19 protein-coding genes are annotated in these 25,062 nt (G+C 40.6%); 7 read left to right on the top strand and 12 right to left on the bottom strand.

Annotated features, from left to right (window positions below):
* Nucleotides 1-120: 120 nt before the first annotated feature.
* The 6 genes from AWW68_RS10135 (at nucleotide 121) to AWW68_RS10110 (ending at nucleotide 5,482) form a co-directional block, all read left to right on the top strand.
* A complete protein-coding gene (locus AWW68_RS10135; RefSeq protein ID WP_068220317.1) occupies nucleotides 121-543 on the top strand; it encodes a helix-turn-helix domain-containing protein in 423 nt (140 codons plus the stop codon).
* A 17-nt stretch (nucleotides 544-560) separates the two neighbouring features.
* A complete protein-coding gene (locus AWW68_RS10130; protein ID WP_068220314.1) occupies nucleotides 561-1,277 on the top strand; it encodes a CPBP family intramembrane glutamic endopeptidase in 717 nt (238 codons plus the stop codon).
* A 22-nt stretch (nucleotides 1,278-1,299) separates the two neighbouring features.
* Entirely contained in the window at nucleotides 1,300-1,854 is a 555-nt protein-coding gene (gene ruvC, locus AWW68_RS10125) for a crossover junction endodeoxyribonuclease RuvC (RefSeq protein ID WP_068220311.1), read from the top strand.
* A gap of 301 nt (nucleotides 1,855-2,155) precedes the next feature.
* Nucleotides 2,156-3,208, top strand: a complete 1,053-nt coding sequence (locus AWW68_RS10120) for a PDDEXK family nuclease (RefSeq protein ID WP_068220308.1) — start codon at nucleotides 2,156-2,158, stop codon at nucleotides 3,206-3,208.
* Nucleotides 3,209-3,212: 4 nt separating this feature from the next.
* Complete coding sequence (locus AWW68_RS10115) at nucleotides 3,213-4,322, top strand: adenine-specific methyltransferase EcoRI family protein (protein ID WP_068220305.1); 1,110 nt, start codon at nucleotides 3,213-3,215, stop codon at nucleotides 4,320-4,322.
* The gene (locus tag AWW68_RS10110) at nucleotides 4,319-5,482 is read left to right on the top strand and encodes a GmrSD restriction endonuclease domain-containing protein (RefSeq protein ID WP_068220301.1); all 1,164 of its coding nucleotides are present in this window, start codon (nucleotides 4,319-4,321) and stop codon (nucleotides 5,480-5,482) included. The genes AWW68_RS10115 and AWW68_RS10110 overlap by 4 nt, the downstream gene beginning before the upstream one ends.
* 206 nt (nucleotides 5,483-5,688) lie before the next feature.
* Here AWW68_RS10110 and AWW68_RS10105 read toward each other — a convergent pair whose 3' ends face one another.
* The 4 genes from AWW68_RS10105 to AWW68_RS10090 form a co-directional block, all read right to left on the bottom strand.
* Entirely contained in the window at nucleotides 5,689-7,122 is a 1,434-nt protein-coding gene (locus tag AWW68_RS10105) for a TolC family protein (RefSeq protein ID WP_068220298.1), read from the bottom strand.
* Between the two features lie 2 nt (nucleotides 7,123-7,124).
* Nucleotides 7,125-10,274: an efflux RND transporter permease subunit gene (locus AWW68_RS10100; protein ID WP_068220296.1), complete on the bottom strand. Its 3,150-nt coding sequence runs from the start codon at nucleotides 10,272-10,274 to the stop codon at nucleotides 7,125-7,127.
* A gap of 24 nt (nucleotides 10,275-10,298) precedes the next feature.
* Nucleotides 10,299-11,396 (bottom strand): efflux RND transporter periplasmic adaptor subunit, encoded by a 1,098-nt coding sequence (locus tag AWW68_RS10095; RefSeq protein WP_068220293.1) that lies wholly within the window; start codon nucleotides 11,394-11,396, stop codon nucleotides 10,299-10,301.
* 151 nt (nucleotides 11,397-11,547) lie between these two features.
* Entirely contained in the window at nucleotides 11,548-11,961 is a 414-nt protein-coding gene (locus AWW68_RS10090; RefSeq protein WP_068220290.1) for a hypothetical protein, read from the bottom strand.
* A gap of 496 nt (nucleotides 11,962-12,457) precedes the next feature.
* Between AWW68_RS10090 and AWW68_RS10085 the strand changes: the two genes are divergently transcribed.
* Nucleotides 12,458-13,396, top strand: coding sequence for a fasciclin domain-containing protein (locus tag AWW68_RS10085; protein WP_068220287.1), 939 nt, complete (start codon nucleotides 12,458-12,460; stop codon nucleotides 13,394-13,396).
* A gap of 201 nt (nucleotides 13,397-13,597) precedes the next feature.
* Here the strand turns inward: AWW68_RS10085 and AWW68_RS10080 are convergent, their stop codons facing one another.
* The 8 genes from AWW68_RS10080 to greA all read right to left on the bottom strand — a co-directional run bounded on the left by AWW68_RS10080 (nucleotide 13,598) and on the right by greA (nucleotide 24,956).
* On the bottom strand, nucleotides 13,598-15,478 hold the full coding sequence (locus AWW68_RS10080) for a PI-PLC domain-containing protein (RefSeq protein WP_157717605.1): 1,881 nt from the start codon (nucleotides 15,476-15,478) through the stop codon (nucleotides 13,598-13,600).
* A gap of 75 nt (nucleotides 15,479-15,553) precedes the next feature.
* Nucleotides 15,554-17,080, bottom strand: a complete 1,527-nt coding sequence (locus tag AWW68_RS10075; protein WP_068220280.1) for a BspA family leucine-rich repeat surface protein — start codon at nucleotides 17,078-17,080, stop codon at nucleotides 15,554-15,556.
* 18 nt (nucleotides 17,081-17,098) lie between these two features.
* A complete protein-coding gene (locus AWW68_RS10070; RefSeq protein WP_084375649.1) occupies nucleotides 17,099-18,472 on the bottom strand; it encodes a RagB/SusD family nutrient uptake outer membrane protein in 1,374 nt (457 codons plus the stop codon).
* Nucleotides 18,473-18,483: 11 nt separating this feature from the next.
* Nucleotides 18,484-21,978 carry a TonB-dependent receptor gene (locus tag AWW68_RS10065; RefSeq protein ID WP_068220274.1) on the bottom strand — a complete coding sequence of 1,165 codons (3,495 nt, stop codon included), beginning with the start codon at nucleotides 21,976-21,978 and terminating at the stop codon, nucleotides 18,484-18,486.
* 143 nt (nucleotides 21,979-22,121) lie between these two features.
* Nucleotides 22,122-23,243, bottom strand: coding sequence for a FecR family protein (locus AWW68_RS10060; protein WP_068220270.1), 1,122 nt, complete (start codon nucleotides 23,241-23,243; stop codon nucleotides 22,122-22,124).
* 175 nt (nucleotides 23,244-23,418) lie between these two features.
* Nucleotides 23,419-23,988, bottom strand: a complete 570-nt coding sequence (locus AWW68_RS10055; protein WP_157717604.1) for an RNA polymerase sigma-70 factor — start codon at nucleotides 23,986-23,988, stop codon at nucleotides 23,419-23,421.
* A gap of 89 nt (nucleotides 23,989-24,077) precedes the next feature.
* A complete protein-coding gene (locus AWW68_RS10050; RefSeq protein WP_068220265.1) occupies nucleotides 24,078-24,473 on the bottom strand; it encodes an HIT family protein in 396 nt (131 codons plus the stop codon).
* A gap of 6 nt (nucleotides 24,474-24,479) precedes the next feature.
* A complete protein-coding gene (greA, locus tag AWW68_RS10045) occupies nucleotides 24,480-24,956 on the bottom strand; it encodes a transcription elongation factor GreA (protein ID WP_068220262.1) in 477 nt (158 codons plus the stop codon).
* Between the last annotated feature and the right edge of the window lie 106 nt (nucleotides 24,957-25,062).

Genomic DNA, 25,062 nt, shown 5'->3' with positions numbered 1-25,062 from the left:
TTGAAAATTCGTCAGTTTGTATATTCGCTTTTCAGTTCAGAATGAAGCATGACAGGCAAATGTCATATGAATGTCGTGCGGAGAAAACCCTAATTAAAGAGCTTACTAGATACTTTTACAATGCAGACAGAAAAACATAAGATGATTGCTTCTGTAGTAAAAGAAAAGAGAACAGACCTTAACTACACGCAACAAGAGCTGGCCGATTTATGCAAGGTTAGCCTTAGGTCTATTCAGAGAATTGAAAATGGAGAGGTTTATCCGAGACAGTACACTTTAAATGAGTTGGCTAAAAACCTGAACTTCTCTTTAGATATTTTAAGCTCGAAGGAAAAGCCTGTTGAACCTAGTGCTAAAGGAAATCTGGCTAAAAAAAGGATAATCAGCTTAGCTTTTGTACTTGGCACAATCCTTTTATCGGCTGCTTTTTTAGCGCAATCGAGTCAGTTTCCAGAAACGAACTTTGAACTCTATCTTTTCTATACAGGAATACTAATTGTCTTAAGCCTTGGCTTACTCTTTCTGTGGAGAAAAAAACAGTAGCTTAAAATATTCTGACAATGATTGGTATTGTGGTGATTCTGGGGGTCTCTTGGCTTCTACTAGTCTTTATTCAAGAAAAGGGTTTATCGGTTTTAGGTTTTCTTCCGCTTAAGAAAGCTCTAATACAGTTCAGCTATGGACTGGCCTCGGTCATGCTTATTCGCGCGATAATTCTCTTTTTTGAAGCGCAGTTCAAGTCCTTTGAGTTTACCGCTAACCCGGTATTTAATCCAGAAGAGTTATTCAGCTCATTTTGGTATCATTTCAAGTCGGCTTTAACAGAAGAGCTGATGTATAGAGGTGCACTTCTCTACATTCTAATTCAGCGGATAGGGCCTAAAAAAGCCATCTGGATTACTTCGTTGATCTTTGGAGTCTATCACTGGTTTTCCTACAACATGTTTGGTGGCGCTATTGTACCGATGATTTACATCTTGCTTATCACGGGAGTTGCTGGCTTTGTTTGGGCATATGCCTACCACAAAACCAATTCCATGACAATGGCCATTGGCATGCATTTAGGATCCAATTTCTTCCTTAGTCTTTTTCTGCCCAACCAACCTTATGGTGAGTTGCTTTATAGTATTACTGGAATCGCAGAACTCTCGGAGTGGAACCAGCTATACGTGGCACTGTTTTCTGGGTTAGGTCCTTCAATCCTTATGTTTTTTGCCATTAAGCTTTACTTAACGATGGAAGAGAAGTTCAATGAATCGGAAAAAGCATTGACCTAGGCTTTTGCTTATATTGCCACCAATGGCAAAAGCGATTCAGGAAAAGATTATTCTCGGTATTGACCCCGGCACCAGTGTAATGGGTTATGGAGTGATTAAAGTAGAAGGAAAAAAGCTTTCACTGCTTCAATTTGGCGTCATTCACTTGAAGAAATACGTTGGCCATGAACTCAAACTCAAGAAGATTTTTGAGCGTGTCACTTCCATTATAGAAGAATTTCACCCGGATGAAGTAGCTCTGGAAGCACCTTTCTACGGAAAAAACATTCAGTCTATGCTGAAGCTAGGCAGAGCGCAAGGAGTTGCCATGACAGCCGCTTTGGCCAGAGACATTCCTATTACTGAATATGCTCCTAAGAAGGTAAAGCAATCAGTTACCGGAAATGGAAATGCCTCAAAAGAGCAAGTAGCAGCCATGCTTCAAACCTTGCTCAACATTAAAGAGCTCCCGAAAATGCTCGATGCTACCGATGCGCTAGGCGTTGCTATTTGTCATCACTTTCAGAACGGAAATGCTCAATCTCGTTCCGCTAGTTGGAAAAGCTTTATCAGCGAAAATCCGGGAAGGGTGAAGTAGGAAATTGGTCATTAGTTGATTGGTCATTAGTCAATTACTCCTCGATTAATTCTAAGAGTCTATTTTCATCATATCATATGTAAATAATTATTGCAAGCCATTCTGCAAGCAAAGCGCAGTTCCCGGTATATATTCATTCGCAAACTGAGAAGAGCATCATAAGTGTTTACATCATACTAAACTCCTTTCTACCTATTTAAAAGATTAGGGTTGAAAAATCTCAGACTTTAATTTTATTTTAAACTTCAACTAATCATGAAAGGCAGCGAATTGACCTTTTCATTTAAAAGAATCACACAAGATGGCCATCTTCAAACTCAGCGATGAGAAATTAATAGAATTAGAAAAGACCTCTTTTGCCAATGAGCACATTCTAGAGGCAAGGGATCTACAAAAATTCATCATCAATTCAATTGATGCAATAGAGCCAGGACTCTATGTGTTAGCGAGCGAATTTGGAGATTGGGAAGACAGTAGAAGAAAGGTAGACATTCTATGCCTGGATAAAGCAGCGAACTTGGTGGTAGTTGAACTAAAACGCACAGAAGATGGCGGCCATATGGAATTACAATCCATCCGATATGCCTCAATGGTGGCTCACTTAACTTTTGACAAAGCTGTAAAGGCTCACCAAAGTTATCTCTCAAGAAAAGGAAACCATGAAACTAATGCTGAGGCTGCCATATTGGAATTTTTAGAGTGGGATGAGAGTAATGAAGATGCCTTCGGAAATGAAGTAAGAATCATCCTTGTCTCAGCAGATTTTTCAAAAGAAATCACCAACTCGGTGCTTTGGCTTATAGATTTTGAAATAGACATTAAATGTATCCGCATCACTCCTCAAAAAGACGGAGATCGATTGTACCTAGATATTCAGCAGATCATTCCACCCCCAGAAACTGCAGACTATCAAGTTAAACTAAGAGAAAAGACAACAGAACAAAGACAGGCCAGACGTGAAAGCAATAGAGATTATACCAAATTCAATCTCAACCTTAATGGAGTCATTCATAAAAGCTTGAATAAACGAGAAACAATGATCTTAGCAATAAGGCACTGTGTTGATTCGGGAATTGCACCAGCTCTACTCATTGAGTTTACCGGAAAGGGAAGATGGATTTCTGTGGATAAAATTTGTAAGTCAACCCAAGAATTTGAAAAGAAATATATTGGGTTAAATAAGAGAAAATATGATCCAGCTCGGTGGTTTAATGGAGATGATCAATTATTAATATTTGATGGTAAAACATATGCTTTTAGCAACCAGCATGGAAAAGGAACTGGAAAAATGGTGAGCAATATTTTTAGCAAATACCCTGAATTAAACGCTACTATCGAAACCTGTATAGAATAAGACTATGGCCAATACCAACCTTACAGCTGCAAAGAAAGCCAAGAACGATGAGTTCTATACGCAGTACCACGATATAGAAAAAGAAATAAATGCCTACCTCGATTACAACCCCAATGTATTCAAGGGCAAGACCATTCTTTTACCATGCGATGACCCTGAATGGAGCAACTTTACCAAGTTCTTTGCGCAGAATTTTGAGCGTTTTGGGCTTAAGAAACTCATTAGCACCAGCTATGCAGTAGATAGCAAACTCTACAAGAACGGTTACCAAGTGACTATGTTTGAGGAAAGCGCCCCTCAATATGACAGCAAGAAGACACGAAAAAAGGGCAAGATCTTTACGCTAACTCGCGACATTTCAGGAGATGGCAAAATAGATGTGGACGATCTGGAATGGAATTACTTGAAAGGTGATGGCGACTTCAACAGCCCTGAGGTAAAAACCCTACGTAATGAGGCCGACATCATCATTACCAACCCGCCTTTCTCACTGTTTCGTGATTTTTTGAAGTGGATACGGGAAGCAGATAAGCAGTTCGTGATCATTGGAAATATGAATGCCATTACCTACAAAGAGGTATTTCCGTTGATTAAGGAGAACAAGATGTGGTTAGGAAATGGCTTTCATGCAGGCAACGCTTTTTTTGCAACACCATTTGCTGAGGAGTATGGAGAAGGTGTTTATTATCCTGAGACAGGATTGGTCAAATTCCGCAATGTTTGCTGGTTTACTACCATTGACCATGGAAAACGTCATCAACCATTACAATTGATGAGCATGACGGACAATTTGAAATTTCACAAGAAGTTGAAAGGCCAAGAGGCATATGATAGATACGCAAATTTTGATGCTATTGAAGTGCCTTTTACTGATGCTATTCCAAGTGATTTTAAAGGAGCTATGGGAGTTCCAATCAGCTTTCTTGACAAGTATAACCCCGATCAGTTTGAGATACTTGGATCAAGTCGAACACTTGGAGTACCAATCTCACAGATAGCCGAAAAAGGCACCTACATGCAAGGCGGCCCACGTTTTTATATCCCAAATGACGATGGCACATATCGAAGGATGTACGACCGTATCGTTATCAAACACAAAAAACCAGTGAAATGAAAACCACACTCAAAACCGATATTACCATAGCCGCCATTTGCGAGGGATTCCATTATAACGAACTGGAAGGCAAGGGGCTTTTCGGCTTGGCAGGCCAACTGACCATACAGCCCGAATACCAACGCAACTATATCTATGCAGATGGCAAACGAGATGTAGCCGTTATAGAATCCTTATTGAAGGAATACCCCTTGGGGCTCATCTACTTTGTAAAGGTGGCCGAAGACAAGTATGAAGTATTGGATGGACAACAGCGCATTACCAGTTTCGGGCGGTATGTTACCAACCGCTTTGCCGTAAAGGACGAGAATGGCATGGAGCAGTACTTCAGCGGCATTTCCAAAGACAAGCAGGAGCGAATTCTCAATACCAAACTCACCATTTATGTGTGCGAAGGCGAGGAAAGCGAGATAAAGGAATGGTTCAAGACTATTAACATTGCGGGTGTTCCGCTCAATGCACAAGAGTTGCTCAATGCCATCTATTCAGGGCCTTTCGTCACATTGGCTAAGGAAGAATTCAGCAATACGCAGAACGCCAATATTCAGAAATGGTCGGCCTATGTAAAGGGCAGTGCCAACAGGCAGGAGTTTTTGCAATGCGCACTCGATTGGGTGAGCAAGGGCAACATAGACAACTACATGAGCCGCCACCGTAAGGATACCAATATCAACGAACTGAAGACCTACTTCAACAGCGTTATCGATTGGGTCAGTACTATCTTTATAGATGTAGAGAAGGAAATGTGCGGTTTGGAATGGGGTCGTCTTTATGAAGAACACCACAAAAAGCCCTACGACCCGAAGAAAGTATCCGAGCAAGTACAAGCACTTATTGAAGATTCGTTCATTACCGATAAACGTGGCATTTTTGAATACATTCTTGGCGGTTCAGAAGACACCAAACTACTGAACGTGCGTGTATTCAGTGAGGCCACCAAGAAATCAGTATATGCTACTCAGACCAAAAAGGCGGAAGCTAATGGCCAGAGCAACTGTTCTTACTGTGCCATTGGTCATGACTCTAACAAGACCAAGATTTGGGCGCTCAAAGACATGGATGCCGACCACGTAACAGCTTGGAGCAAAGGCGGTGCAACAGATACGAAGAACTGCGAAATGCTTTGCAAGCCGCATAACCGTGCTAAAGGAAATCGTTAAAGAGGAGTTTATAAGAAGTACTAAATCTGAACCCTGATCCTCTCAGCAGCCTGAAATCTGGTCATATAATATCACCAATGATTTAGCCATAGTCTTGGGACTTGCAAAAGCCGACTAATCTTAAAATCAAAAAGCCGTTCCACGAATGCAGAACGGCTTTTCCAACCAAAACAAACTAAAATTAAACTACTAACTATAACTATTTCTTAGTTCCAGCCACCTCCCAGTGCCTGGTAAACATGAACTACGGCATTCATTTGCCTTACTTTAGTCTCTACCAACTCGAATCTTGACTCCAAGGCATCTCTTTGAGTCAGCAAAACCTCCATATAGTCTGCTCTAGCAGATCGAAACAAGTTGTTCGAAATGCTGATAGACTCTGTAAGTGCATTCACCTGCTGCTCCTTCAAGTCATAACTTTGTTGTAGGTTCGAAATGTTGGACAGCTGATTAGCCACTTCTATATAGGCATTCAGAATTGTTCGCTCGTATTCATAAATGGCCTGAATCTGCTTGGCATTTGCATTCTGATATTCAGCTTTAATGGCCTTTTTGTTAACCAATGGGGCCATTAAGTCTCCTGCTAATCCAAAAATCATGGACTCCGGAAAGCTTATCAGATGTTTAGGACTGATCGCGTTGAGACCGATACCTCCTGTTATTCCAAGCGATGGGTAGAAGTTAGCTCTAGCTACTTGGATATCTAGCTTGGCTGCCTCTAATTCCAATTCTGCCTGACGAACATCTGGACGGTTCTGAAGCAACTGGGCAGGAACCCCAGCTTGAATAGTCGCTGGAACCAACTCGTTAAAATCAGCTGTACTTCTCAAAACTGACTGAGGGAATCGCCCAATCAGAAAGTTGATTTTATTTTCCGTTTCAACAATTCGCTGCTTAATATCGAATTGCAAGCTTCTCGTATTGAAAACTTCGGCTTCAAATCGCTTCACCGCCAACTCCGTAACTTTAGCTGCTTGCTTCTGATATTTCACAATCTCCAAAGCGTTACTTTGAATCTGGATGTTCTGATTCACAATATCCAACTGCGTATCTAAAGCCAATAGCTCATAATAAGAGTTAGCGATCTCTGCAATTAGATTGGTCACCATAAAGTTTCTGCCTTCAACAGAAGCCAGATATCTGGTTAATGCAGATTTCTTAGAAGTTCTGAGTTTTCTCCAGATATCTACTTCCCAATTGGCAAAAGCGCCTACCATGTAATCGCCAAGTGGTTCCGGAAACTCCTCTCCTTCATCTACTTCTAAATTATGTTCAACAGCACCATTACGGGTATATCTCCCAACTTTATCAACTCCCAAACCTGCTCCTAAACTCACAGAAGGCAGATACTCCCCCGTTTTGGCACTTACTTCGTTTCGGGAAATTTCAATTTCCTGAAGCATAATGTTCACCTCTTGATTATTGTTCAGTGCTGTATCAATCAACGAGACCAAATAAGGGTCTGTAAAGAACTCCTTCCACTTCATTTGAGCGGTATTCGTAGTATCCTGAGAGCCTACAAAGCTCTCAGGAACTGACGAATTAGCCGTCTTTTCGACCAAAGCAGGAACCCCGCATCCCGATAAGACTAAGGTCAGACAGGCTATTCCTACACATTTATTTATATACTTATTACTCATGATTATCTCTCTTCAGTTAATGGTCTGTCATGTTCATCGTGAATGAGCTTTCTGCCCTCAACCATTTTGGCGAAAATGTAATAGAGACCCGGAATGATGATGACTCCGAAAATGGTACCGAACAACATTCCGCCCATGGCTGATGCACCAATGGTTTTGTTTCCAATAGCTCCAGCTCCTGTAGCTCTAACCAGAGGAATAAGACCAGCCACAAAGGCAAATGATGTCATCAAAATTGGGCGGAAACGTACCTTAGCTCCTTCTACGGCAGCCTCAAAAATGGTAGAACCTTGTCTGTGTTTCTGAACAGCAAATTCCACAATCAATACTGCGTTTTTACCCAAGAGACCAACCAACATAATCAGTCCAATCTGAGCATAGATGTCGTTATCTAAGCCCATAAGCTTTAGCAATAAGAATGAGCCAAACACCCCAACCGGAAGTGAGAAGATCACTGCCAAAGGAATAACGAAGCTCTCATACTGAGCAGCTAAAACCAGATAAACAAATATGAGTACGATGATGAAGATGTAAACCGACTGATTTCCACTCTCTGCTTCATCGTAAGAAAGACCTTCCCAGGCAATGTCATAACCTTTTGGCAGGGTCTCAGCAGCAACTTCTCTAATGGCGGCTACAGCCTGAGCTGTTGTATAGCCTTTAGCCGGAAGCCCCCTAATGGCCGCTGAGTTATACATGTTGAAACGAGTGATCTCATTCGGTCCCTGCTTTTTCTCCAGCTTCATAAACGAAGAGTAAGGCACCATCTCTCCTTCTTCATTCTTGATGTACATATTCAATACATCAGAAGGAAGCTTTCTAAATTCAGGAGCGGACTGCACATAAACCTTAAAGAATCGGCCAAAACGAATAAAGCCTTGCTCATAGGTACTACCAATCATAATGTTCAGGTTCTCCATAGCTCTACCGATGGACACACCTTTCTGCATAGCAGCTTTATTGTCTATAACCAACTCATATTGAGGATAATTAGCAGCGAAGAAGGTAAACAAACCTGTCAATTCTGGTCGTTTCCCTAAGTCTTCCAGAAACTGCTGGTTGATCTTGTCGAAGTCCAGATAATCTGTATTCATGTTCTTATCTAGCAACCTCATGGAGAAACCACCCGATGAACCAAAGCCAGGTACGGCTGGCGGTTCAAAGAACTCTACAATGGCACCCAAACCTTTAGACTCTTCTTCCAGCTCTTCCATAATTTCCTTCACGGAATGTTCACGATCCGACCAGTTCTTCAGGTTGATCAAACAGGTACCGGCATTAGAACCTCTACCTTCAGTCATAATCTCGTAACCAGCCAGTGAGGAAACCGACTCTACGCCTTCAACTTCCTCGGCAATCTTCTGCAGCTGTTGAGCTACCTGGTTGGTACGTTCAAGTGTTGAACCCGGAGGTGTCTGAATAATAGCATAAATTGTTCCTTGATCTTCTCCCGGAATGAAACCTGCTGGTAAAGAGTTGTTCACAAAATATACTCCAGCACAGAAGCCAACTAGAATAATGAAAGTAACCATTCGCTTACTCACAATATTCTTTAGCAAGCCGGCATATCTACCGGTAAACCTATCGAATCGTCTATTGAAAGCATCGAAAGCTTTGGCCATAGGACTTTTCTTCCGCTCTTTTCCATGATTGTTTTTCAGAATCATAGCACACAATACTGGAGTAAGAGTAAGGGCTACAATACATGATAATACAATAGAAGAAGCCATAGTGATTGAGAACTGACGGTAGAAAACTCCAACCGGACCTGTCATGAAAATCAATGGCACGAACACCGCTGTCATTACCATGGTAATGGCTATGATGGCTCCGCTAATTTCATGGAGAACCTCTTGCGTGGCCTTATACGGACTCAGGTTCTTAGCATGCATTTTTTCATGCACAGCCTCCACTACTACAATAGCATCATCTACCACAATACCAATGGCCAAGACCAGAGCGAAAAGTGTAATTAGGTTAATGGACAGCCCAAACATCTGCATAAAGAAGAAGGCTCCTACCAGCGAAACGGGCACCGCTAAGGTTGGGATCAAGGTTGAACGCCAGTCTCCAAGGAAGACGAATACCACAATTGCCACCAAAATAAAGGCTTCTCCAAGGGTATGAATTACCTTTTCTATAGAGGCATCCAAGAACTGAGAAACATCATAACTGATTTTATAATCAACACCCGGAGGGAACGTTGCCTTCATTTCTTCCAGCAGATCCTTCACCTCATCGATTACTTCACTGGCATTACTACCATAGTTCTGCTTCAGTACAATTGCGGCTGAAGGGTGACCATCCAAATTTGAATAGATATCGAAGAATTCACTACCTAACTCAATCTCCGAGATATCGCCAAGTGTAATACTTTCCCCCTCCGAGTTGGCTCTAATGATAATGCTCTCGTATTCTTCCGGCTTATTATATCTACCCTTATAGGTCAGTACATATTCTAGCGACTGTGCTTCAATACCCGAGCTTTGCCCTATTCTACCCGGCCTACCAAGAATACTTTGTTCTTGCATGGCCTCCATTACCTCTTCAACAGAGATATTATAAGCTCTCATCCTATCTGGGTTCAGCCAAACACGCATAGCGTACCTACGGCTACCCAAAATTTGAGCTCTAGCCACACCATTAATCCGCTGAATTTCAGGAATCATGGATACTGTAGCATAGTTGAAAAGGAACTTCTCGTCTATCTGCTCATTATCTGCATACAAGTTCACATACATAAGCATACTTGGCTGAATCGGTGTGATGATTACCCCCTCTCGCTGAACTAGTTCCGGCAAGAGGGGCATTACCTGATCTACCCGTGTCTTGACTTGTATAGTAGCCATATTGGGGTCGGTGCCCGGTTCAAAAATCACATTCAGTGTTGCCTCACCTGCACTGGTGGCATCTGTAGACATGTATCGCATACCAGGAACACCATTAATGGCGTTCTCTAGCGTAATCAGAGTAGACTGAACCAAAACATCGGCACTTGAGCCCGGATAGGCTATGAAAATACTGACAGTTGTTGGTGCTATTTGCGGGAATTGGGAAATGGGCAATTGCTTGATTGCCAGAGACCCAACAAAAAGTATTACGACCGAAATCACGACAGCGAAAACCGGCCTGTGTAATATTCTATTAAACATCTTTAAGCTTTTTTGGTCTCCGAATTATTCTGAATAGAGTTCCAGGTTTGATATGGCCTTAATTGGCTCAATAAAGTCAAAGTGGATTTCATCGTTTTCACGAACTAATCTCAGCCCTTCAAACAATATTTTCTCATCTTCAGCTATACCACCATTTACCACAAACAAGTGTGGTAATTCTGCCAAAACACTGATCTGTCTTGAACGCACCTTGTTTTCGTGATCTATTACATACACATATCGCTTATCCAATATTTCGAATGTGGATTTTTGAGGAATTAGCAGCGAATTTTCGAGAGGAACTCTCATAAGTATGGAGCCAGTTTCTCCATGTCTCAAAAGCCCGTCAGGATTAGGGAAGGTTGCTCTAAAAGCGATATTACCCGTTTCATTATTGAATTCTCCGGTAATAGTTTCCACTTTTCCTGTCTCAGCAAAGACTTTTCCATTGGCCATTAACAAATTGACTTCAGCCATATTGCCTTTCTTAGCATTGGTCTGAAAATCTAGATATTCAGCCTCAGGTACGTTGAAATAAACCCACATTTTACTGTTATCAGAAAGAGAAGTCAGTAATTCGCCTTCTTCTAAAAGGCTACCTTCTCTAGCTTCCAAACGATTCATAATTCCATCGAAAGGAGCTTTAATAACAGTAAACCCTAAGTGTACTTCTGCTAAGGAAACTTCAGCTTTTGCCTTATTATAGTGTGCCTCTGCTAAGGCCAACTCATTCTGAGAAATGATATTTTGGTCGGCCAAAGACTTAGCATTCTGATATTCAATTTGGGCTACTTGCGCTTCTGCCTGTGCTTTTTTCAGCTCGGCTTCATAAAGCATTGGCATAATCTTAAACATCTTCTGGCCCTTCTTAACAAACTGGCCTTCATCGACATAGACTTCTTCCAAATAACCTTCTTCCAGGGCTCTTAGCTCAATGTGTCTGATAGAATGAATCTGACAGACATAGTTTAACGTTTGCGTGGTGTCCATTCGAACAGGGCTAGTCACTTGAAATGTCGCATCTAGGTGGCCATGATGCCCTTCTTCATGTTTTTCTGATTCACAGCTTGTATACCAAACCATGGTACACAGGCTTATGACAAAGAGAATTCTCTTGTTCATTATTTTACTTTTTTAAATGATTTTGATTTTGGGGTTCTAGAATTGCGTAAACACAAGAGATAGGGTGTGACCAAGCACACTAATCTTAGGCTTTAGCAATAATTCGGGATTATTGAGTACTCAGAAAGAGCTTCTCAATTTCTAAATGGTATCATATTCTGAACACTTGGAACAGAACACACCATTTGAATAATGAAAAATGGTAGGATTGCTCGTTAGAAGGCGAGCGAAGCTTAATTGGATTGTGGTAATACCCCAGAAGAAGGGCTAAACATAGCACTAGAAGATATTTACTCGTGCTAGATGCTCTTTTTAACAGACTTGACCGTTCATCATCATCTTCTTCCAGCTCAATTTCATATGGTTCCAAATGATGTTTCGACTTAGAAACATAGAGTGTGGCAGCTATTTCATCGGATACATTATGAAGCAGATGTTGCTCTTCTACAGACGCTTGATCTGTTTGATCAGCAGGAGCTTTCTGATTTAGTGGCAAAGCATAAATAGATACACTCAGAAAGAGGATCAATACTGCAAGGAAGTATTTTATGAATGCCTTAACCATTATTGGTGCAAATGTATGCTACAACTGAAAACCTGCAAGAACAGTTCGGTTACTATTGGCTAAATATAGTCTGAAAGAGTATATAAATTGATGGTAGATAAAATACTATTTAAGCAAACGATTGAAAATGTAGAAATTAAACAAAGAGTTCCTGAACCTTCTTCATTACCCTGTTAATAACCTCCCTATATCACTCAGAACATTTAACTTTTATACATAAAACACATGCGAATTTGGTGATGATGAAGGAATACCAAATAGAATTTGAAAACTTCTCATGTGCAGTAAGACTACTATAATAACTTGATCGCTCTATCCCCTCTAAAAACTTTTTTGTTTAAGATTCTCTAAAACCGAAACAGATCAGTCTAATTCAAAAAACAGAATAAAACATGTTAACTACAGTCTATTCATTCTAAAAAAAATGTGCTAAAAAAGCCAAACATATGTACATACATCTTGTTGACAGGACATCTATAAAACTAAATGCATTATTATGAAAACAAGTAAAATAAATATTAAAATATGGTCTTTCCTTTTAGCTCTAGTGTTCATTGTAGTTGCCTGTGACGATGATGATCCGTCTACTCCAGGTTCAGAATCACAGACCATTACAGAAATTGCAGCATCGAACGATGACTTCACCATATTAACTTCTGCATTGATCAAAGCAGACCTTGACGGAGTACTTGACGGAAGCGGTTCTTTTACAGTATTTGCCCCAACCGATGATGCCTTTGAGCAAGCAGGTATTACCAACCTAGATAATCTAAGCGCTGAAGATTTAAGACCGATCTTATTGAACCATGTGGTGGCCGGCACTATTTTATCTACCGATTTACAAGCTGGTGACAACTATGTGAGTTCAGAGAATGCCACTGGCCCTAATGAAACTAAGCTATCATTATATATAAATAATGGTGATCAAGTTGTTGTGAACAATAACGCAACTGTTACCACTCCAAATTTAATGGCTAGTAATGGAGTGATTCACGTAATTGATAATGTGATCAGTGCCGATGTAGACGTTGTAGATATTGCTATGCAGAACTCTAACTTCAGCGAATTAGTTGGTGCACTTCAAGCAGCTGAGGGTAACTTAGTAGCTACTCTTCAAACTGATGGTCCTTTTACAGTATTTGCTCCGACTAACGATGCTTTTGAGGCCATTGCTGGTGTAACTGCACAGTTAAGCGCTGCTGAATTGGCTAACGTGCTAACCTATCATGTTGTGGAAGGAAACTTTCAATCGTCTCAATTATCAGACGATATGTCTGTTGAGGCTCTTAACGAAAACACTTTCACCATAGATTTGAGTGGTGCTAACCCACAAATTTTGGACGCATCTGGTGCAGTGGCTACAATTGTAGTTACAGATGTACAAGGTAAAAATGGTGTTGTACACGTAATCAACAAAGTATTACTACAAGAGTAATCAGATTAAACGTTATTGTTAAAGGAAACAGGGCTACAAGAAATAGCCCTGTTTTTGTTTTAGTTGAGTCAATTAACTAAATACAAAGTGTAGTTATAAGAGAACAGAGCACATAACATCGCTATAGAATTACTATCCTAAACCTAATCTAATTACTCTTTAAGAGTTGCGATGTCATGTACCTGCTCAACGAGATAAATATCATTTACTACAACCAACCAAAGGCTGCATTGAGTTCTTTGCTTTTTGTTCTTTCACATAATTAGCATAAGGACCAGAGTCGAAAGGCCGATCACTTACAGCAAACATTACATCTGTACATCTAATATTGGCATACTGGCTGTTGCCAGCTGAACTTTGCATGTGAAAGATTCTGCTGATATAGCTGTCATCTTTAGCATCAATAAATCTACCGACATCATTCCCATAGTTACCTGGCTTTCTCCAGTCTGGTGAAACCAGCTTATTATTCACCCTATAATTTTTAAGTTGAATAAAGTTGGACTGTAAGATGCCGTCTGTAGTATTAAAAGGCTTAAAATCATTGGTATGATCACTTTTAGTGATGTTGTTATTCGGCTGAATGTATAGAATCACTTTCCCTAGTAGTCCACCTTCTTTCGACCCGTTCTCATCCATATAATACAAAGTCTTTCCATCTACAATCTTACTGGCCTCCACTAGCTCTTCATTGTAAAAACCGCTTGAACTATGATACCTCAACTTCTCACCAAACTGTTCTTGCATTAACTTTATAATATTCTGCCATTTGGCACCGGCCATCCAGTGTTCATATTCTTTCAGCTCTGTCATGATAAAGAGCGGCTCATGATTAGGATTTTCATCGCTCCAATTGGCCATATAGCTGATCCAATCTTTCAGTAAAATTGAACTTGGGTTATCTACGGTAAGGTCTACCTCATCTCCTGGCGCATCATGACCAAGAACCAAATCTCCAATATTCAATTTTGCTAGTTGCATTTTGTTAGACTGCTTTAACTGTGCATAAAAACCACTGTTAGCAGCGAAAAGCTCAACATTAGCTCCAGCTAAAAAGTCTATCTCCCCATTGTATTCCTCCACAACATTGGGCTTTCCATTATCAAGAATAAACTGAAAACTATTCATTTGCCCGCTCGCCAAATACGCATTCAAAAACAGCTTTTCACCGGAATAAATAGCATTTACTTTACCCACAAGCTTAGAAGAATTACCGCTTACTTCACCTTTTTGTGACCAAGTAGAAGTAGATGTTTCAATCGGTGTAATGCTAAAGCTCGAAACGTACTTCTGATTGTGCTTAAATATATGCAGCTGCTCATTTTGTACGAAAGGAGTAACTGTCATATCAGCACTAACCCCATCGATAATGAGCTTCCGATTTCCTATTAGCGGCTCTGCTCCCTGAGTACTGAACGGATACAAGGAAACAGTTTGATCATCTTGATTGTGAAGAGATAAGTAAAGCTGATTTTGAAAGGCGAACAATCTTAATTCCGAATCTGAAGGTGTTAAACGCTGCTGCTTCACCAAATTTAAACCGTTGTCAGAAAAGTCATAAGCCATCAACTCTCCCGACTGACTATAATAAACTACCAAATAAGTTCTGCCTTGAAAATTATAAGTAATAACCTCCGCTTCACCTGCGGTCCATAGGGCACTAGAATTCTCATAAACCTGCTGACCAGTTGCTATGTCTTTTATGCTTACCAGGCCAGTGGTTTTATCTAGCGAAAAGAGGTATGCTTTCTCATTGTGCTCTAGTGTTAGGTGCTTAAAGTTTGTTGTGGTTTCCGTAGAAAGTAATTCTTCGGTATAAAAAGAGAACATATCGAATTCAAAAAACCGAAGCCCTTTGGCCAACTGAGTTTTAATTCCCTCCCTCTTCAATCCATTTTGGTTACCAGAGTATGAATTGTGAGTCCCGGTAAAAAAGAATTGCCGATAGATGGCGTTGGTTGAGTCTCTTGTCTCTACAGGAGTTGCCGGGTCTGGCTCAGCGTCTGGGTTCACCTCCTCAGACTCGCAAGAAGACGCTCCTAACAAACAAGAGAGTAAGTGAAATACTACAAGAATTTTCATGGTTAGACTTTTCATAAAAAATGGAAGCAAAAAAGAGAAGAGGGTAAAAAAGCCCTCTTCTCTAAAACAACTAATCTAATTTGGCCTGCTACAGAAAGCGTTATTATCGAATTTACTCACTAAGAATTGTGGCTTGTGAGCATCTTCCCAGTTAGGGGAATCTGTATCGAAGTCTAGGTTACACTTCACGTTGCTTACGTCCCAACCAGAAAGGTCTTGATTAAACACCTGGTTCTCCTTGAACAAGTTTTGCATGTTAACCACATTGCTTACATCCCACGAGCTAATGTCTTGGTTAAACTTACAGTTCTTACCACCAAACATGGTTTCCATATTGTCCATGCTACTTAGGTCCCAATTGGCAATAGATGCATTATTAAACTCCGCATCTTTGAACATGTCCCACATACTTTCCACTTTAGACATGTCCCAAGCACTAAGGTCGCCATTGTAGCTAGAACCACGGAACATCTCTCTCATGGTAACTACTTTACCTAGTTTATTTCCCCATCCTGAAAGGTCTTGGTCAAAGACTTTGTTATCTCTGAAAGTAGACTGGAAAGAAGTAACATTAGCCACATTCCAACTACCAATTGGTTGGTTGAAAGGTGACTTTCTGAACATGTTTTTCATGGTTGTAGCACTGCTTACATCCCAAGAAGAGATATCTTGATTAAAAGCTGACTCACTAAACATAGTTTCGAAAGTCTCAACATTGCTAACATCCCAATTGTCCAAAGGCTGATCAAAGTTTGTTGCCTTATAGAACATGTCCCACATGCTAGTTACTCCGCTAACGTCCCAATGATTAATATTACTATTGAAAGAGCTAGCTTCTCTAAACATGGTTCGGAAGTTTGTCGTCTCGCTCAAGTCAGGGGCGTTGGTGGCGGAAACCTGTAAATTCGAACAACCTCTAAAGTAGCCTCCATTGTTGCCTAACTTCAGCTGACCCCAGTCTGTAATATCAATGATGTTGTCTCTGCTTGCTTTAGTAGCATCAAAATTAAATCCGTTGATATCTCCCCAAATAACTACTTGGTAATCTCCAGCTTCAGCGTAAGTATGAGAGGCAGAAGACAGATCGTAGCCAGCTACGATATCTTCTTCACCATCTCCCCAAAACACTTTAAAATTGTACTCACCATCTTCTTCAAGTGGCAGGGTTATCTCTCCCCCAGCATCTACCCTCCAAACAGAAACAAACTCTTTATCCGATTGAAATGGAGCTAGCACATTTAACTGAATATCGAACTCTTCTTCCAGACCAAAACCATAGGCCAAAAGAGTAGACTCACCAGCAGCTACACTTTGGCCTGAAGCTGGAGTACTTTCAATTCCACTAGGCAAATTGATGGTTAACACCACTTGTTGACCTTCTGCCTCTGGTGGTAAAGAAGCCGTAATTAATCGTGAAGGGTTAACCACTGCCGCTTCGATATCGGCTTCTAAAAAGCTATTATTCTTAGCTTCAATCAATATCGACTCGATGTATACATCGCGATCATCAATATCGAAATCGGTACTATCTACATCGCAGCCAAAAAAGGTCAAGGCCACGGTAAACAAAATGAATTGATATATTCTATTTAAGTTTTTCATGAGTTTCAGTTATAAAGATTAATAACCTGGATTTTGCTGCATAGCAGTAATATCTACCTGAGACTGAGGAATAGGAGCCAAAACCCTAAAGTCTTGCACTACAATGTTTTTACCCTCACTAGCAAAGAAGTTGTTCATAGTGCTAACGGCATTACCGCTACGCAATAGGTCTGCCCATCTGTGGCCTTCACCAAAAAGCTCGAATCTTCTTTCTAGCGCAATGGCATCTCTTAAAACAGCTTGATTGGTAGTGGTAATTCCTGACAACCCTGCTCTGGTTCTAACTGTATTTAAGTGGGTTAATGCCTCGGCAGAACCGCCTGTTTCGTTCAGTGCTTCAGCAAGCATCAATAGCACATCTGCATATCTTACCACATAATGGTTATCGCCACCATCGCCAGTATTGTTGTTGGGAGAAGGTGTCCATTTATTGGCATAGTAGGCGTTATCCGAAACATTGATTAAGTCTCTTCTTTTATCAGCAGCATCGAACAAATTATAGAAGGCAGGCTCCATGGCCATTGCCCCTCTACCTCCCTGATTATCTGGTTGCGTGAAATTGTAGTAATAAGCACTTCCTTCACTGTTTCCATCCAATTCCGAAGCATACTGAATGCTAAACACATCTTCAGCATTACCTTCATTTTCTACCCCGTAAAGGTCATCTAGATCTACTAACGAATATTTGCCGCTACCAACAATCTGCTGTAATTGCTGAGCTGCCTGAGCAAACATACCTCGCTTCATATAGTTTTTAGCGAGAATAGCTCTTGCGGCCTGTTTATCTGCTCTACCCGCAGCATTTGTTACAGGCAATAAGTCTATAGCCTCCAATAAATCCGCTTCAATCTGATCGTAAACTTCAGCCTTAGAAGTTCTTATATCATCAAAAGCATACGATGGATCCGTCACTTTTGTCAGTAAAGGCACATCACCATAAATGGTGGTCAGGTTGTCGTACAAGAAGCTTCTAATAAACAGCACCTCGCCTCTTCTAACATTCTTTACTTCCGAACTACTAAACTGAATCTCATCAATTACCTCTAAGACCATGTTAGTATGGAAAATTCCGTCATAGGAACTGTTCCATATACTGTTAACAAACCCAGTAGTGGTACTCCATGAAAAGTCTTCTAAAGAGCTGACTCCACCATTTGAGTTTGGAGCTTGCACATAAGCGTTATCTGAAGTCACTTCTCCCCAAAGAATCATATAGTAGCTATAAAGTCCTTGCAGGTTGTTGTAGCTTGCTGTAACTGTAGACTCCACGCTTTCTGGAGTATTGTAGTAATTTTCTGTTAGTATTCCTGTTTCAGGAAATTGATCTAAATCATCGTGGCACGATAGGCATAAGCATACCGCCATTGTAAATGCGAATAGTCTTTTTAACATGATTTCTTCTGTTAGAATGTGAGGTTAATTCCGGTAGAATAAATGCGCGGTACGGAAGTAGTTCCGTGAATATGGCCTCTGTTCAATGGGTTTCCATTATCTCCGCCATCAGGGTTCATTCCTCTATAGTCTGTCCAAGTGTGCAGGTTATTTACTGAGAAATAAATTCTGGCTTGTTTCAGTCCAACTCTGTCTAATAGGCTGAATGGGAAAGTGTAGCCCACCTGCAGCCCTCTAATTCTGAAATAATCTGCATCTAGGACATTGTAGTTTGTTGGGTTACGGCTAGCCTGCCTTGTTTCAGTATTTCCGTACGCATCTGGTGCTGCCAAGAAACCATCAGGATTGGTAACCGGATCCCAGTAATTATTGAAATAATGGTAGTTTGTGTTTGAGAATGCTTCCCCATATTCCAAATAGCGAGAAGTCATTTCATCGAAAGCCACTCTACCTAGCGTTCCGTTAAAGGTCATGTTAAAGTCAAAACCTTTGTAGGCAAGGTCTAAACCGAAGCCATAGCTTACTTCAGCATTATAATCGCCTAGTGAGACTCTATCATCAGCGTTAATTACATCATTGCCATCGGTATCTTGGAAAATGTAGTCTCCTACTTCGGCCGAAAGTGTAGTAGACTTTCTAGATAAATATTCATCTACCTCTTCTTGTGATTTTAAAAGGCCAATTATTTTGTACCCGTAAAGGTTGGCTAAAGAGCCTCCTACTTGCGTAATAAATCTTTGGCTTCCACCTTCATACAGTTCTTCGGCACCACCCAATGAAATAATTTCATTCTGGTTGGTTGAAAGGTTGGCATTCAAACCAATCTCTAGCTCACCAACTTTAAGCCCTGCTGTGTTTAGGATAAACTCCCAACCTTTATTTTCCATCTCACCAACATTTTGAAGTGAGCTACTAAAGCCTGTATGTGTTGGCACAGGTCTATCTAGCAAAAGATTGCTAATGTTGGCGATGTAATGATTCACCTCTACATCTAGCACATCATAAATACTGAAATCTACCCCAAAATTGTGCGAAGTATTGGTTTCCCATGTAAGACCAGGAGATGGCGCACTAGATGGACTTGCTCCTGGATGAAGTGCTCCATTAAAAGGATAATCGCGCCCAGTTCCGATTGACGCGTACTGAGCGTAATTCCCGATCTGGTTATTACCCGTTGTACCCCAGCTATAGCGCAGCTTACCAAAGGTTAAGATATCGTTTTGAGGGAAGAAACTCTCGTTGGTAAAAACCCAACCAGCAGAGAATGAACCAAAAGTTCCAAATCGGTTATCCTCTCCAAAGCGGGAAGAACCGTCAGTTCTAATAGAACCTGTTAAGAAGTAAGTGTTTTTGAAGTTATAGAGCAACCTTGAGAAATAAGAGATTTGCACCCACTTGCTTCTTGAGGCATCGGCTGTTTGAATTGTAGATCCATCTATGTTCTGGATAATGTCGTTCGGGAAATCAGCACCCGTTACACTCAAGGATTTGTATGCGCTGCTTTGGTAACTCTGCCCCAAAAGCACGTTGAATGAATGCTCCTTAACATCGAACTTATAGTCTAAGGTATTCTCCCAAAGTACATCTAACCTGTCGTTTCTAGATTCAGAACCTTGGCGAGTATCTCGCTCGCTAATTAGCCTACGGTAAGAACCTGTAAGCATAGGCGCAAATTGATCTGTAAACTTGTTGTTGTAAAGGTAACCCAAAGACGACTTCAACTTTAGGTTGTTGATAGGCTCAAACTCTACATAGGCGTTCCCAAAGGTATTGAACTCTTCTCGCTTGTATTTAGAGAGCTCTGCCATAGCTACCGGATTCTCCTGCATGTTAGCATTGTATGGACGGTTAGCCAGTATTTGCTCTTCTACACTATAACCATGAGCAGCTCCGTTTTCAGCATCGTAAGCCGAAAAGAATGGGAACATATAAACCATGGCTCTTCCAGCGGGGTCTATCGGAAAACGATAGTTGTTACTTCCGTTGGTAAGTCCTCTTTCTGCATACATGCCATTTACGTTCACCCCAAATCTCACTTGATCACTGATGTCTGTGTTGGTTTTAAGGTTAAGTGTATATCGCTTCTGATCTGCAGTAATTACTATACCCTCCTCATCGCTGTAGCCTAAGGAAACCGAGTAATCCGTACCATCATTTGCTCCAGAAATGTTTAAGTAATGGTTCTGAATATTACCAGTTCTGTAAACAGCATCTTCCCAATCGAAATCGGTAAGCCCTTGTTCGCCATTCAAGTATGGCAAAGTATAATCGAGTAAAAGCTCTCTTACATTGGCTCCTTTTGCCAGACGCTCAGCTTCTGTATCGTTGATATCAGCATCAGGGTGATTTTTTAGATATGCATTGTTTCGGCCATCGGCAAAAAACTTGGCTGCATCATAAGCATTCAGCAAATCATAAGAACCAGAACGCTCTTGCAAACCAAAAACAGAACTAAAATTAATAGTCGGGCCTCTTTTCTTACCTTTTTTAGTAGTAATCATAATAAGCCCATTGGCCGCACGAGAACCGTAAATAGCCGTAGAGGCAGCATCCTTTAGCACATCAACTCGCTCAATATCATTGGTATTAATAATATTCAATGAACTACCTTCCGCTAAGGGAAAGCCATCTACCACCACTAGCGGGTTCGTTTCTCTCGTGATAGACCCTGCTCCTCTAATAGTTATAGTGTTACCATCACCTGGATTTCTGGCGTTGGTAAGGATATCTACTCCAGCAACCCGACCTACAATCGCTTGATCTACATTAGTACTAGTATATTGTTCAATAGCAGTAGCATCTACACTAGAAACAGCACCAGTCATTTTTTCTTTAGAGTTGGTTCCGTAACCTATCACCACCACATCTTCTAAGCCTAGGCTCTCTTCTTTCAAGACAAAATCTAGTTTGGAAGATGATGCCGTAATAGTTCTCTCTACAGTGGTATAACCAACAAATGACACCCTAACGGTGAACGAATCTACTGGTACAGTTAAACTATAGTTACCATTTGCATCGGCTATTACACCATTCGTTGTGCCTTTTTGAAGAACCGAAGCACCTGGAAGAGGATTATTCTCCGTATCTCTAACCTTACCACTAATAGTTGTGGCTAACGCTTTAGATTCATTACCAACCTCGGCTTCATCGGATTTAGTGAGGTAAACCTTATTCTCGACAATTCTAAAAACAGTGTAAGTACCTTTAAAGATAGACTTGAGTACCTTTTCTATCGGCTCATCTTGAACATTGACCGATACTTTTCTATCCAGATCTACATCACTCACTTTATAAATGAACCTGTAGTCTGTTGAGTCTTCTAGAACATCTAAAAGCTTGTTTACTTGTATGCTTTCTAAGTGTAAAGTAACCTTGGCGCCTTGCCAGGTTATATTGGAGGCATTGGCCTTTGAAAAGCCAAAGAACAACACCATAGCTAGTATCTGTAATAACAGGCCTGAGCTGAATTTTGGCCTGAGCTTACAAGGTGATTTGATTTTTTTCATAGTTTTATAATTCGTAATTGGTGGTTGAAAGAAATTTCTTCACATCCCTGAGTCGGAAGATGTCCCCACATTTTCCGATTTGTTTTTTAGGGATATGCTGTCTGATGGTCTTCCTGATTTTACATAGGCATATTTCATTTTGGTTATTGGATCGTTATTTGGTTTTCGTTGATTTCGAATGAAATTTTATAGAGCACGGCTAAATCGTTCATCACTTGCTCTAGAGTCGGATTTTGGCCGAAATTGGCACTAATAAGCTCTCCGTTTAACTCCGCATTAGTATTCTCTATTTCTATGTTGAACCTGCGCTCAAGAATTTTGAGCAAGCCACTAAACGCCATGTTCCTGATGATCAATTCACCGTTTGTCCAAGCCGTGTAGGGAGCAGTTACCGTAGGTTCTGTAGAAAATAGTAGGCTATCTTTATTGAAAGTGGCTTTGAACCCAGGCTTTAGAATGGTGCTTTTGTCACGGGAAAAACTAGTCTCTGTATACAGACCAACTTCTCCTTCAATCAGAACAACTTCGTCAACCTCATTTTCCTGATAGGTATTGATATTGAAAGCTGTACCCAGTACTCTTACTTTGAAACCATTTGCTTGAACTACAAAGGGTTGATCTGCATTCTTGCTTACCTCTAAAAATGCTTCTCCGTTGACGGACACCAATCGGTTCGGACTAGGCAAGTAACTAGTTTGATAGCTAAAAGATGTTCCTGCATTAAGATGAACCTGGGAACCTTCTGATAATTTGACCTGAAATGTTTTACCGTAAGGGACATTTAGTTGATGGGTCTCGATTGGCAAACTTTTGTTTTCATAAACCAGCACCCCATCTTCTACAGAAGCTATAAGCTCACCGTTGACTTCAATAAGTTGCTTTTCGTCTGAGTTATTCAAGACTAGCAAGTCTTCGGTTCCCATTTTAAGGGTAATCTGATTTGAGAAGTCGGACAATGTAGGCTGCGAATACTGCCTAACTAAAAATACTGCCGTAGCAAGCACTAAGAATAATGCTGCAGCGTAACCCCACTTTAGCCAACCAGACCTATTTTTCGAATCAATTTGGTCTATAGATTTATCAATTCGCTTTAAGAGGTTAACTCTTACTTTATTTTTCTCTGATTCACCTAAAGTGGAATTGATCTTAAGCCTCTGCTTAACTTGCACCTTCTCACAGTATGCTATTAGCTGTGCCTCTTCTTGCGGAGAGCACTTGCCTTCGTCATACTTTTTTACCAATTCTAAAAATTGCCGCTTGGTCATTTCTTCTGCTTTTCAGAATAAGGACTGAGCTAGCGACAAGAACTCACACAGATATTTTGAAGGTTTTTGCTATTTAATATTAGGGTAACTTTTGGGATATGAATCGGTCACTTTAGTGCTTAGATGTTAACTCAGAGTAAAGTACCGAGGGGGGGGTGACTGTAGACACTAACAGTTATAGAAAAAGCACTATAAAACCCACATCGCGTACCGACTTTCTAATATGTTTTAGTGCTAGAGAGATTTGATTTTCTACGGTGCGAACGGAAATATTGTAATACTCAGCTATTTCAGAGTTGCTCAATTCTTTGAACCTACTCATGAGAAAAATTTCTTTGCAGCGTTCAGGTAAAGACGCTGCTGCACTTTCTATAACGGCTCTTAAATCTTCTTCATTGAGCTGAGTTTCCCCATCGGGAGCGCTGGAAAGTCCGTCAATTATGACTTCGTCTATTGCTGTGAAGGTCACTTTAGAAAGTTGAGAAATACTCTTATTTCTAACAGCTACAAGAAGATAGCTCTTAAGGTTTGATATTTCTAAAGATTCACGCTTAACCCACAGATTGGTGAACACATCATGCAGTACATCTTCTGCCAAAGACCTGTCATTCAAAACATTGAATGCATAATAGAAGAGCTCTTCCCAAAACTTATCATACAATAAGTTAAAGGCCATTCTATTTCCAGATTGAATTAAATGGATTAACTCCCGGTCCGATACTAATTTAGCTTGCTCTTGTTTCACCAAGAATGTTTTGTCCGAAAGTAAAACATGGCACTATAAAAGACGCCAATAGCGTATTAAGATTGAATTATTTATTCAGGCCTCGGTAGCTACGCCATATTTGATGAGATCTTCTGAGCAATAATTTCGAACTCTTCTTGGCTTAATTTAAGTTTTGGTCTGCCGAAATCAATATCATGCATACCATGAAGCGGGATAAGGTGTATGTGTGCATGAGGCACTTCGAGTCCAATAACAGCTACTCCAACCCTTAGGCAAGGGATGGTCTTTTCAATAGCCTGTGCAACCTTGTGTGTGAATGCTTGTAATTTGAGGTAAGTATCTTCATCCAAATCAAAGAGCTTATCCACTTCTTTTTTGGGTACTACTAAAGTATGTCCCTCATTTAGAGGGTTGATATCCAAAAAAGCAATGGCATCCTCATTCTCAGCTACTATGTAACCAGGAATTTCTCTGTTAATAATTCGGGTGAAGATACTTGCCATAATAACTTAGTCTAGCGTGATGTCTAGAACTTCAAATTCCATTACGCCAGCAGGTGCTTTTACTTCTGCTACCTCTCCTACTTTCTTGTTCAATAGCCCCTTGCCGATTGGAGATTCGTAAGAAATCTTGCCAGATTTAAGGTCGGCCTCTTTTTCAGATACTAGCGTATATTTTACTTCCATGCCGTTTTTCAAGTTCTTGATTTTAACGGTAGAAAGAATTGACACCTTAGAAAGGTCTACATCTTCTTGTTTCTTAATTCTAGCATTTCCTACTAAGCCTTCTAGTTCAGAAATACGCATTTCCATAAGACCTTGAGCATCTTTGGCCGCATCATATTCAGCATTTTCACTCAAGTCGCCTTTATCTCTGGCTTCAGCAATTTGCTTGGCCATATCGGCTCTTCCTTTCGTCTTTAGCTCTTGAAGTTCATCTTTCAACTTCTTCAAACCTTCTTCGGTGTAATAACTTACACTTGACATATCTCTATTATTTAGTGTTTCTACAAAAAAACAACGGTCTCGAAACGAAACCGCTTAAAACAAATAAAATCGCCTCGTGAGCGATTAAGTAGCCACAAAGTTAAGC

The sequence above is a fragment of the Roseivirga spongicola genome (genome assembly GCF_001592965.1).
GTDB classification, from domain to species: Bacteria; Bacteroidota; Bacteroidia; order Cytophagales; family Cyclobacteriaceae; genus Roseivirga; species Roseivirga spongicola.
Note: the sequence above shows the minus strand (reverse complement) of the source record. Positions and strands in the feature narration are given on the sequence as shown.

What these genes read in the sequence shown, in the direction of transcription:
- AWW68_RS10135 (WP_068220317.1), top strand. Translation starts at nt 121, where the DNA reads ATGCAGACAGAAAAACATAAGATGATTGCTTCTGTAGTAAAAGAAAAG.
- AWW68_RS10130 (WP_068220314.1), top strand. Translation starts at nt 561, where the DNA reads ATGATTGGTATTGTGGTGATTCTGGGGGTCTCTTGGCTTCTACTAGTC.
- ruvC (WP_068220311.1), top strand. Translation starts at nt 1,300, where the DNA reads ATGGCAAAAGCGATTCAGGAAAAGATTATTCTCGGTATTGACCCCGGC.
- AWW68_RS10120 (WP_068220308.1), top strand. Translation starts at nt 2,156, where the DNA reads ATGGCCATCTTCAAACTCAGCGATGAGAAATTAATAGAATTAGAAAAG.
- AWW68_RS10115 (WP_068220305.1), top strand. Translation starts at nt 3,213, where the DNA reads ATGGCCAATACCAACCTTACAGCTGCAAAGAAAGCCAAGAACGATGAG.
- AWW68_RS10110 (WP_068220301.1), top strand. Translation starts at nt 4,319, where the DNA reads ATGAAAACCACACTCAAAACCGATATTACCATAGCCGCCATTTGCGAG.
- AWW68_RS10105 (WP_068220298.1), bottom strand. Translation starts at nt 7,122, where the DNA reads ATGAGTAATAAGTATATAAATAAATGTGTAGGAATAGCCTGTCTGACC.
- AWW68_RS10100 (WP_068220296.1), bottom strand. Translation starts at nt 10,274, where the DNA reads ATGTTTAATAGAATATTACACAGGCCGGTTTTCGCTGTCGTGATTTCG.
- AWW68_RS10095 (WP_068220293.1), bottom strand. Translation starts at nt 11,396, where the DNA reads ATGAACAAGAGAATTCTCTTTGTCATAAGCCTGTGTACCATGGTTTGG.
- AWW68_RS10090 (WP_068220290.1), bottom strand. Translation starts at nt 11,961, where the DNA reads ATGGTTAAGGCATTCATAAAATACTTCCTTGCAGTATTGATCCTCTTT.
- AWW68_RS10085 (WP_068220287.1), top strand. Translation starts at nt 12,458, where the DNA reads ATGAAAACAAGTAAAATAAATATTAAAATATGGTCTTTCCTTTTAGCT.
- AWW68_RS10080 (WP_157717605.1), bottom strand. Translation starts at nt 15,478, where the DNA reads ATGAAAATTCTTGTAGTATTTCACTTACTCTCTTGTTTGTTAGGAGCG.
- AWW68_RS10075 (WP_068220280.1), bottom strand. Translation starts at nt 17,080, where the DNA reads ATGAAAAACTTAAATAGAATATATCAATTCATTTTGTTTACCGTGGCC.
- AWW68_RS10070 (WP_084375649.1), bottom strand. Translation starts at nt 18,472, where the DNA reads ATGTTAAAAAGACTATTCGCATTTACAATGGCGGTATGCTTATGCCTA.
- AWW68_RS10065 (WP_068220274.1), bottom strand. Translation starts at nt 21,978, where the DNA reads ATGAAAAAAATCAAATCACCTTGTAAGCTCAGGCCAAAATTCAGCTCA.
- AWW68_RS10060 (WP_068220270.1), bottom strand. Translation starts at nt 23,243, where the DNA reads ATGACCAAGCGGCAATTTTTAGAATTGGTAAAAAAGTATGACGAAGGC.
- AWW68_RS10050 (WP_068220265.1), bottom strand. Translation starts at nt 24,473, where the DNA reads ATGGCAAGTATCTTCACCCGAATTATTAACAGAGAAATTCCTGGTTAC.
- greA (WP_068220262.1), bottom strand. Translation starts at nt 24,956, where the DNA reads ATGTCAAGTGTAAGTTATTACACCGAAGAAGGTTTGAAGAAGTTGAAA.